This is a genomic window from Eisenbergiella porci (genome assembly GCF_009696275.1).
Taxonomy (GTDB): Bacteria; Bacillota; Clostridia; order Lachnospirales; family Lachnospiraceae; genus Eisenbergiella; species Eisenbergiella porci.
Genome location: NZ_VUMI01000011.1, coordinates 120864 through 128234, shown reverse-complemented (window position 1 = coordinate 128234; position 7371 = coordinate 120864). Strand labels below are relative to the sequence as shown.

General features: G+C 44.4%; 8 protein-coding genes and 1 pseudogene. 6 read left to right on the top strand and 3 right to left on the bottom strand.

What is annotated here, in order from left to right; translation table 11 throughout:
* Positions 1–246: 246 nt before the first annotated feature.
* From FYJ45_RS09070 to FYJ45_RS09060, 3 genes are all read right to left on the bottom strand, one after another.
* Positions 247–1521, bottom strand: a complete 1275-nt coding sequence (locus tag FYJ45_RS09070; protein ID WP_154464344.1) for a DUF4368 domain-containing protein — start codon at positions 1519–1521, stop codon at positions 247–249.
* A 3-nt stretch (positions 1522–1524) separates the two neighbouring features.
* Entirely contained in the window at positions 1525–1782 is a 258-nt protein-coding gene (locus FYJ45_RS09065) for a hypothetical protein (protein ID WP_154464343.1), read from the bottom strand.
* Positions 1783–2047: 265 nt separating this feature from the next.
* On the bottom strand, positions 2048–2398 hold the full coding sequence (locus FYJ45_RS09060) for a helix-turn-helix domain-containing protein (RefSeq protein ID WP_456298379.1): 351 nt from the start codon (positions 2396–2398) through the stop codon (positions 2048–2050).
* A 192-nt stretch (positions 2399–2590) separates the two neighbouring features.
* Here FYJ45_RS09060 and FYJ45_RS09055 point away from each other — a divergent pair, with 192 nt between their 5' ends.
* From FYJ45_RS09055 to FYJ45_RS09030, 6 genes and pseudogenes are all read left to right on the top strand, one after another.
* Positions 2591–3229, top strand: a complete 639-nt coding sequence (locus FYJ45_RS09055; protein WP_154464342.1) for a TetR/AcrR family transcriptional regulator — start codon at positions 2591–2593, stop codon at positions 3227–3229.
* Positions 3222–4400 (top strand): macrolide family glycosyltransferase, encoded by a 1179-nt coding sequence (locus FYJ45_RS09050; protein WP_207708408.1) that lies wholly within the window; start codon positions 3222–3224, stop codon positions 4398–4400. The genes FYJ45_RS09055 and FYJ45_RS09050 overlap by 8 nt, the downstream gene beginning before the upstream one ends.
* A pseudogene (locus FYJ45_RS30580) lies at positions 4397–4582 on the top strand (cysteine-rich KTR domain-containing protein); the annotation flags it as partial. The gene FYJ45_RS09050 and the pseudogene FYJ45_RS30580, both read left to right, overlap by 4 nt.
* Positions 4583–5219: 637 nt before the next feature.
* On the top strand, positions 5220–5498 hold the full coding sequence (locus FYJ45_RS09040; RefSeq protein WP_330588623.1) for a sigma factor-like helix-turn-helix DNA-binding protein: 279 nt from the start codon (positions 5220–5222) through the stop codon (positions 5496–5498).
* A 1-nt stretch (position 5499) separates the two neighbouring features.
* The gene (locus FYJ45_RS09035) at positions 5500–5736 is read left to right on the top strand and encodes a helix-turn-helix domain-containing protein (protein ID WP_154464340.1); all 237 of its coding nucleotides are present in this window, start codon (positions 5500–5502) and stop codon (positions 5734–5736) included.
* 263 nt (positions 5737–5999) lie between these two features.
* Positions 6000–7370: a hypothetical protein gene (locus FYJ45_RS09030; protein WP_154464339.1), complete on the top strand. Its 1371-nt coding sequence runs from the start codon at positions 6000–6002 to the stop codon at positions 7368–7370.
* Position 7371 lies beyond the last annotated feature (1 nt).

Sequence of the window (7371 nt, the reverse complement as noted above, 5' to 3'; positions counted from 1 at the left end):
ATATGGCTCATAAGTAATTCCTGATTGGTCATGGTATCATCCTCCTAAATATAAGGATATAATACCAGATCACAAGGGTGATAAAACGGACTTATATAGGTTACCAACACATTTGCGGACTAACACCATTTCATTAAAGATACGCCGGAAATAACGGCATGAAAAGAGAAAGAAAAAGCGGACCGGAGAATGGCGCGCCCCCATAAGGAAGTAATTTGATTGTCGCAGGGCGGCATGGCTGAAAGGTCATGCCGTCCTGCCTTTTCGTTGCCGTTCTACGGTCTGCTTGTCGCCCGGCAGGTTGACTTCTCCGATGAAGTTCCAGACCAGCTCAATCTTCTGCCTGCGGTGGCCGCTGGACTTATCCGGCGCATGGACGATGATCTTCTTTACAAACTCATTGACGATGGTGGGGGTCAGTTCCCGGATGCCCACATACTTCCGCACAATGGTTGCAAAGGTGCGAAAGTCACTTTGATCCTGTTCAAAGGTTTCTACTGCTTGCCGCCATGCCTTGACCTGCTCCGTCAGTTCTTTTTGTTCCGCCTCATAGTCGGCAGAAAGTTTTAAGAACCGTTCATGGCTGATCGTCCCGCTGATATCATCCTCATAGATGCGCTTGAAAATGCGGTCAAGTTCGGCAATGCGCTTTTCCGCTTGGGCGATTTCACGCTTACGCTTCTTGGCCTCTTTTTCCGCTTCTTGAAAACGCCGCTTTCTCGCCGCTTCCTCAAATGCCATGGCATCGTCAAAGAACAGTGCCGTCACATCGAAAATCCGCTGCAAGACAAACCGTTTCAGCGTTTCTTCCCGGATGAAGTGGGCGGAACAAGTTCCCGTGTTGCTCTTATAGTTGGAGCATACATAGTGGTCTTGCTTGGGCGAAAAGCTGTTTGTTGTACAGAAATACAGCTTGTCCCCACAATTCGCACAATAGAGCAGGCCAGAGAATAGTCCCTGCTTTCCTGTCTTGCTGGGGCGGCGTTTGTTCTCCCGTAGCTCCTGCACCCGCGCAAAGACTTGTTCGTCGATGATGGCGGGCTGGGTATTAGGAAAAACACGCTGGCTCTCCGGGGCGTTATGCAGCCGCTTTTTCAGTTTGTGGGACTTGGAATAGGTCTTGAAGTTCACCGTACAGCCGGTGTACTCTGGCCGTTCCAAGATCCCCGCAACAGATTTCGGGTCCCAATGATACGGCTTCTCCGGCAGCGGCTTGCCGTCCCGTTGGGCATAGTGAGCCTTAACCGTCAGGACGTGTTGGGCGGTCAGCAGCTTGGCAATCTGCATGGGGCCTTTTCCTGCAATGCACAGGTCGAAAATCCGCTTCACGATTTCGGCGGCTTCCTCGTCCACAATCCATTTCTTTTTATCCATCGGGTCTTTCTGATACCCGTAGGGCGGATTGGTGCAGAGGTGTTCCCCGGCGTTTCCTTTGGCACGCATGACGGCCCGGATTTTCTTGCTGGTATCGCGGGCGTATAAAGCGGTGATGTTGTCGGGATAATTGATGTTTGCTGTCATGGTTCATTCCTCCTGTAATGAACGCCCGACAAACAGGTTGCTGTCTTTATTATACTGCGGTTTGTCCCTTTTGTCAGTAGATGCGGCAATGGCTTCCGAGCGAATGAGCCGAACCATTTTGTCATAGAGCGGCTCCGTCCCACCACAGGAAGTATGTACTTCATAGACCGTCCCGCCAAGCCTGTAACAGACGGTTTCTTGTAGCGGATTTCCCCGTTTTGGCAAATAATCGCTCTCTTTTGGCCTTCGTTTTCGTCCCATTCCGTTCTCGTCCTTTCCGGGGAAGTCACAACAGAGCAAGCATAGGAAGTGTGGCTACACTTCCGCAAAATCTCCGTTTCCGGCCTGCTGCCGGAGCGGAGATTTTTGCCTGTTGGGAACTTCCCAAACCCTTGTTTTTTGCTTCGCCAATATTACGCTGGAAAGGACGGAAACTACCCGCTAAACACGGGGCTTCTCTGAAAAAAGGGCAAAAAAATAAGAGAGCCTTTTAGCACTCTGGCAAAAAGGAAAACAGAGGATGCTTTCACACATCCCCCATTTCTTTCGCTGATTGTTCAATTTTCAGCGCCCCGTCGATTACGCCCTCAATGACTGGTAAATAGTGTTCCGGGCAAAGTTTCAGCTTGTGGCTGACCAGCTGCCGCTGTTCACTGTCCCCTCGTATGATTTCCGGGTTGAAATACTGCTCCACGGGAAGCCCGCAGACTTTGATAAGCTGGATCACAACCGGGAGGCTGGGGATCGTGCCTTTATTTTCTATATCGGCAAGATAGCGCCATTCAATTCCCACTATTTCGGCCAGCACCTTGCGCGTCAGGTGCTTTGCTTTCCGCGCAGCTTTCACATCCGCGCCGAAAGTTTCAAAGCCGGGCAATCTTCAACTTTCGCCATATAACATCACCCATTTACATTGTATAGTTCATAGTATCTCGATGGAATGTTGGTATATGCCGGTATGTTAAACTTTATAATTCATATTTCACCAGCGCGGTGAAGTTGACAATCTTCCGTGAATATGCTATTCTTAAACAAAACCGACCGACGGTTTATTTTATGGAGGTGACAAATGAAACAGGAAGAAAAATCTCTGCTTTCTAAAGGTAAAATCATTGACGCTGCAATGAAGCTATTTTTAGAAAAAGGGTGTGAAAACACCACTATGCAGGACATTGTTGAGGCCAGCGGAATGTCAAAAGGGGCCATATACCATTACTTTAAGAGCAAACAGGAAATTGTTGCTTATCTATCCGATTATGAAAAGAAGCAATTTACCAGCCGCCTCAAAGAATTGGTAGCACATCCGGGAATGACAGCACAGCAAAAAATCAGACAGATTGTTGTTCACCTCTTTTCCAATGACACCCTCTCTACACTCACAAAAGAAAAATGGGCAGAAAAAGTTCCTTTTGCGTTGTTGGACACTCTGCGAAACTCTCTAAATGTTCTTTCCGGCTACTTAGAAGAAATTTTGCGGCAAGGTACAGCAAACAAGGAATTTGATTGTAAATATCCCAAGGAGCTGGCCGGTGTGCTGATACTTCTGGTTGATATTTGGCTTGATCCGATTATTGTTGAAAGCGACTATCAAGAAATGTGCGAAAAGGTTGACTTTATCGCGCTTCTGGCTGCCAAGTTTGATACGCCGGTTTTCACTTCGGAATTAACCGCACAGGTAAAGGAGGGTCTGCGGCGCTATTATGAATGATTTTAGAAAATGGAATATTTTAATGGTGAATTTGCCATTCTCCGGCCATACAAATCCTACACTGGGGCTGGCAAAAGTATTGGTAGATTTGGGGCATCATGTGTCCTATATCAATGCACCTGACTGGAAAGAAAAAATTGAAAGAACCGGCGCTACATTTATTCCATACGATGATTACCCGGAAACACTTTCCCCCTCTCAAAAGGAAATCAAAAGCTGGTCTGCTGCCTACCAAACTGTTCAGAGGATAGGCGCTAATTTTGATTGCCTGATTTATGAAATGCTATTTCTTCCGGGAAAGGCTTTGGCCGATCAGTTGGGCATCCCGGCTTTCCGCCTGTTCTCAACCTTTACTCTGAATGAAAAAGTGTTGTGGGATTTCGGAAGAACCGGCGGCTGGTATATGACCGCAATCTTTCGTTACCCAAGACTGTGCAGGCTGTTTTCTAAAGTGATCCAAAAAAAGTTTGGCTTGCGTTATGGAGATATTGCAAAGGAAATGGTAAATAATGCGCCTAATTTGAATTTCACCTATACGGTTAGAGATTTTCAGATATATCCCAATGAGTTTCCTGATGCTAACTATAAGTACGTTGGCCCAGCAATCGGTGATCGCGTAGAACAGGACTTTGATTTTTCAAAAATGACAAAGCCCATTATTTACATTTCTCTCGGAACCCTGTTGAATACTTCCGCAGCGTTCTTTCGGAAATGTATAAACGCTTTCCGTGATGAACCTGTTTCCGTGATAATTTCCATTGGAAAAACGGTTAAGAAAGAACAGCTCGGAGAAATACCAGATAACATTTTTATCTATCCTTTTGTCCCGCAGTTAAAAATACTGAAAAGGGCTTCTCTCTTTATCACTCACGGCGGGATGAACAGCGTAAATGAAGCCTTATATTATGGGACACCGATGCTGGTTATCCCTGTCGGCAACGATCAGCCGCGGGTAGCGCAGCAGATTGAAGATTTGCATTTGGGGAAATATCTCAAAAGGAAAACATTAACCCCGTCCATACTCAAAGACAATGCAAAAATGATTTTGCAGGATACGTCCTATGAGGAAAATATCATTCCATTTCAGCAAAAATCGCAAGCAGCGGGCGGGAATGCTGCAATCGCAGAGATGGTTTTATCGGAACTATGCCACATAGAGGAAAAAGCATGAAACATGAACAATGGATTTTATGTCCCGTCTGTGGCTGCAAAACCCGGTTGAAAATCCGGGAAGATACGGTTCTTGAAAATTTCCCGCTGTACTGTCCAAAATGCAAACATGAAACGCTAATTGAAGTACGACAACTGAATATTTCTATTATCAAAGAGCCAGACGCACAGACGCAGAGCCGACAACAAGCAAGGATGTTCCTTGCAGTTGTCGGCTCTATTTGTCTTATAACACATGATGGAAACCTGCCCCCGCCCGACGGGGAAAGAAAAAAAGCCGTTGCCGGGCAGGTTGATTTGGTGCGCCTACTCTACATATCCATGCGGCGGCTTTGAATAATCAAGGCCGCCGCTTTTCTTTGTCCGGCGCAGGATCGGCGGCCTACGGAGGGAGCCGCCATGCTGATATGTCCCGTTTTCCAAAAGCGTAATTTCTTAAAAAAAAGCCTGTACCCAACAGGGGGCAGCTCCGGCCAACAGTATGAACTATACCATGTAAGAAAACTTCATATCGCTTTCATCTTCGCGCGGTCGGTCTACGACTTGACGGGTGAATTTTGTCGTTTCCTGCGGCCTTTCGGTGCGGGCCGAAATTTCCGCAGCAACATAGACACAGGGGGCGGTGGAACCGGCCTCTGTTTCTCACTCTCCCGCAGATCGGGGGTGAGAAAATGAAATACATCCCTGACGATTATGGAGAACGTTGCCGGTTTGACGCTTTCTGCAAAACCGTTCTCCGCAACGCGGCCAGAACCTATCTGCGGGATTTGCGCCGCCAGAGAAAACGGGAAACCGAGTTCAGTGCCTGTCGCAGCATGAAATGGACAAGCTCTGTACGGTGGCCGAATACCCAAGCGGCAGCATTATGTTCACAGCCTATGGCTATACCCTGCATATCCGGGACGAACTGGTGGCCGATGCCTTTGCCAGCCTGCCGGAACGGGAGCAAAGCATTTTGATCCTGTATTGTGTGTTGGAGCTGACAGACGGTGAGATTGGTCGTATTGCAGGAATGTCCCGCAGCGCCGTCCAACGGCACAGAACAAAGGTGCTGAACGAGTTGCGAAAAGACTTACAATCCAAAGGAGTGAAAAATTGATATGAAGCAGCCAACTTTTAACGGCAGAGTGCTTTTGCCAATGGACGTGATCGAAGCCGCCCGTGCTGGTGAGCCGTTGGCATTGGAACGCATCTTGCGGTACTACGACCGCTATATCAACAAGCTTTGTACGCGAACGCTTTATGACAAAGATGGTTTGCCACACATCGGCATTGATGAGTACATGAAGCATCGCTTACAGGCAAAATTGGTGGAAGCCATCGTAGTTAGGAAATAGCAAAGCCAAAGGAAGCCGTCAAGGGTCGAGATAAACGCTCCGCGCCCTTGACGGCTTCCTCCGTCTTTGCTGTGTGGCAATCAAGCGGGCGCAAGCAGAAATCCGCTTCCATTATAGCGTTTATATCTACGCATTTAGATGGTTAGACAGTGCGCTTTTGCAATGCTTTCAAGCATGTGTCAATGAACGGGAGGCAAATTTATTTACTACCTATTGAAATGCTATTCTAAATGCGTAAACCCGAAAGCTGTCTGAGGTACTTATTGAGCAGAACAATTGAGAAATCAGGTGAAATCATTTATAATATAATAAATATCACTTTTAGGGGTAAAGAGATGGGTAACAAAATAGATAATATAAAGACGTTTTTTTTCAAAAAAATAGGTGTAAAGAAAATGTATTGTTTATTTTCATTTTCTCTATTCCTGTCCTTAATTGAGATTGCTTTGTATAGCATATTAGTTCAATTTTGTTTGGAGCAATATTGGTTGCTACTTCCTATTGGCATATACATTATCTTTGCTATACTTGCAAAGAGTTTTCATGTAATTCGAGTTATAAGTGTTTCGCTTGAGTTGAGCAACATTTTTTCTTTCTTGCTTTTTGTTGGTAGCATCCGAAATGTTTGGATTTCCTCTTTTATTAGTAGACACTATGAAAACATCTCGATAATAATACTACTTGCTTTATTCTTGAATTTCTATGTTTCCAAAATTCAAGGAAGAAATGTAACAGATAATATTAGCACAACACCTATCACACAACTATTTAACTTATTTTACTTGAATACTTCCAAGGCTCATGAGATTGCAATGCTAATTGATAATAAAATAATGAAAACTATCGAAAGAGAGCAAATTTCGGAAGAGCTACTGAAGTATAATGTTGCAACTATGCTAGGTCCCAAAGAGATAGTTTCTGCAGATGTGGGGTATTCCATAGAGGATAACTCCAAAAAACGTGTCTATGAAAATTTTGATGTTAAGATAACAAAGTCAATTATGCTTCGCACAATATATGAAACGGCACAGAAAAAAAGCATTAGTGATACGGGACTTAAAATCGGCGATTTGGTTCTTTTTAAAAATATAGAATTGCAGCAAAGAAATCTTGACGATACAGTCATGATTTTAAATATATTGCAAGATAGCAAATTTAAAAATCAAGGAAACGAAGATGTAGAGATCAATATTAGCAAAATGATGGAAAAGATGTTAGATGATTTTACTATAGACTATACTTTTGCATATCCTTGTCACGGGACGAACGCCGACGCGTTAACGGATCAATTTATTATACAAATTCCATATAAAGCGGCAAATAATTTTGAAAATGGTTATCATCATAATGATCTTCAATTGGGAAAACTTAGCATAATCGGAATATACCGTGGCAATATAGATTTTTCACAAAGAGAAAGCATTTCGTCAAAGTTTTTAGAAATGGTCTCAATGTCATATAATCAAAATTGTTCCACGAGTAGTGAGCCTATTGTCGAAATGAGAATGAGTTCTCGTTCAACTCAGAATAATAGTAATCCATTTGACTTTAATCACCAAAAACTCACAGAAAAGATAAACCTGATCGATGTAATTGCAATTATCCAAGAGTTAAATTTTGATAGGAATGAGTAAT

Bases quoted from the DNA above. Each gene is read 5' to 3' on its own strand.
- FYJ45_RS09070 (WP_154464344.1), bottom strand. From the start codon at position 1,521: ATGACAGCAAACATCAATTATCCCGACAACATCACCGCTTTATACGCC.
- FYJ45_RS09065 (WP_154464343.1), bottom strand. From the start codon at position 1,782: ATGGGACGAAAACGAAGGCCAAAAGAGAGCGATTATTTGCCAAAACGG.
- FYJ45_RS09055 (WP_154464342.1), top strand. From the start codon at position 2,591: ATGAAACAGGAAGAAAAATCTCTGCTTTCTAAAGGTAAAATCATTGAC.
- FYJ45_RS09050 (WP_207708408.1), top strand. From the start codon at position 3,222: ATGAATGATTTTAGAAAATGGAATATTTTAATGGTGAATTTGCCATTC.
- FYJ45_RS09040 (WP_330588623.1), top strand. From the start codon at position 5,220: ATGGACAAGCTCTGTACGGTGGCCGAATACCCAAGCGGCAGCATTATG.
- FYJ45_RS09035 (WP_154464340.1), top strand. From the start codon at position 5,500: ATGAAGCAGCCAACTTTTAACGGCAGAGTGCTTTTGCCAATGGACGTG.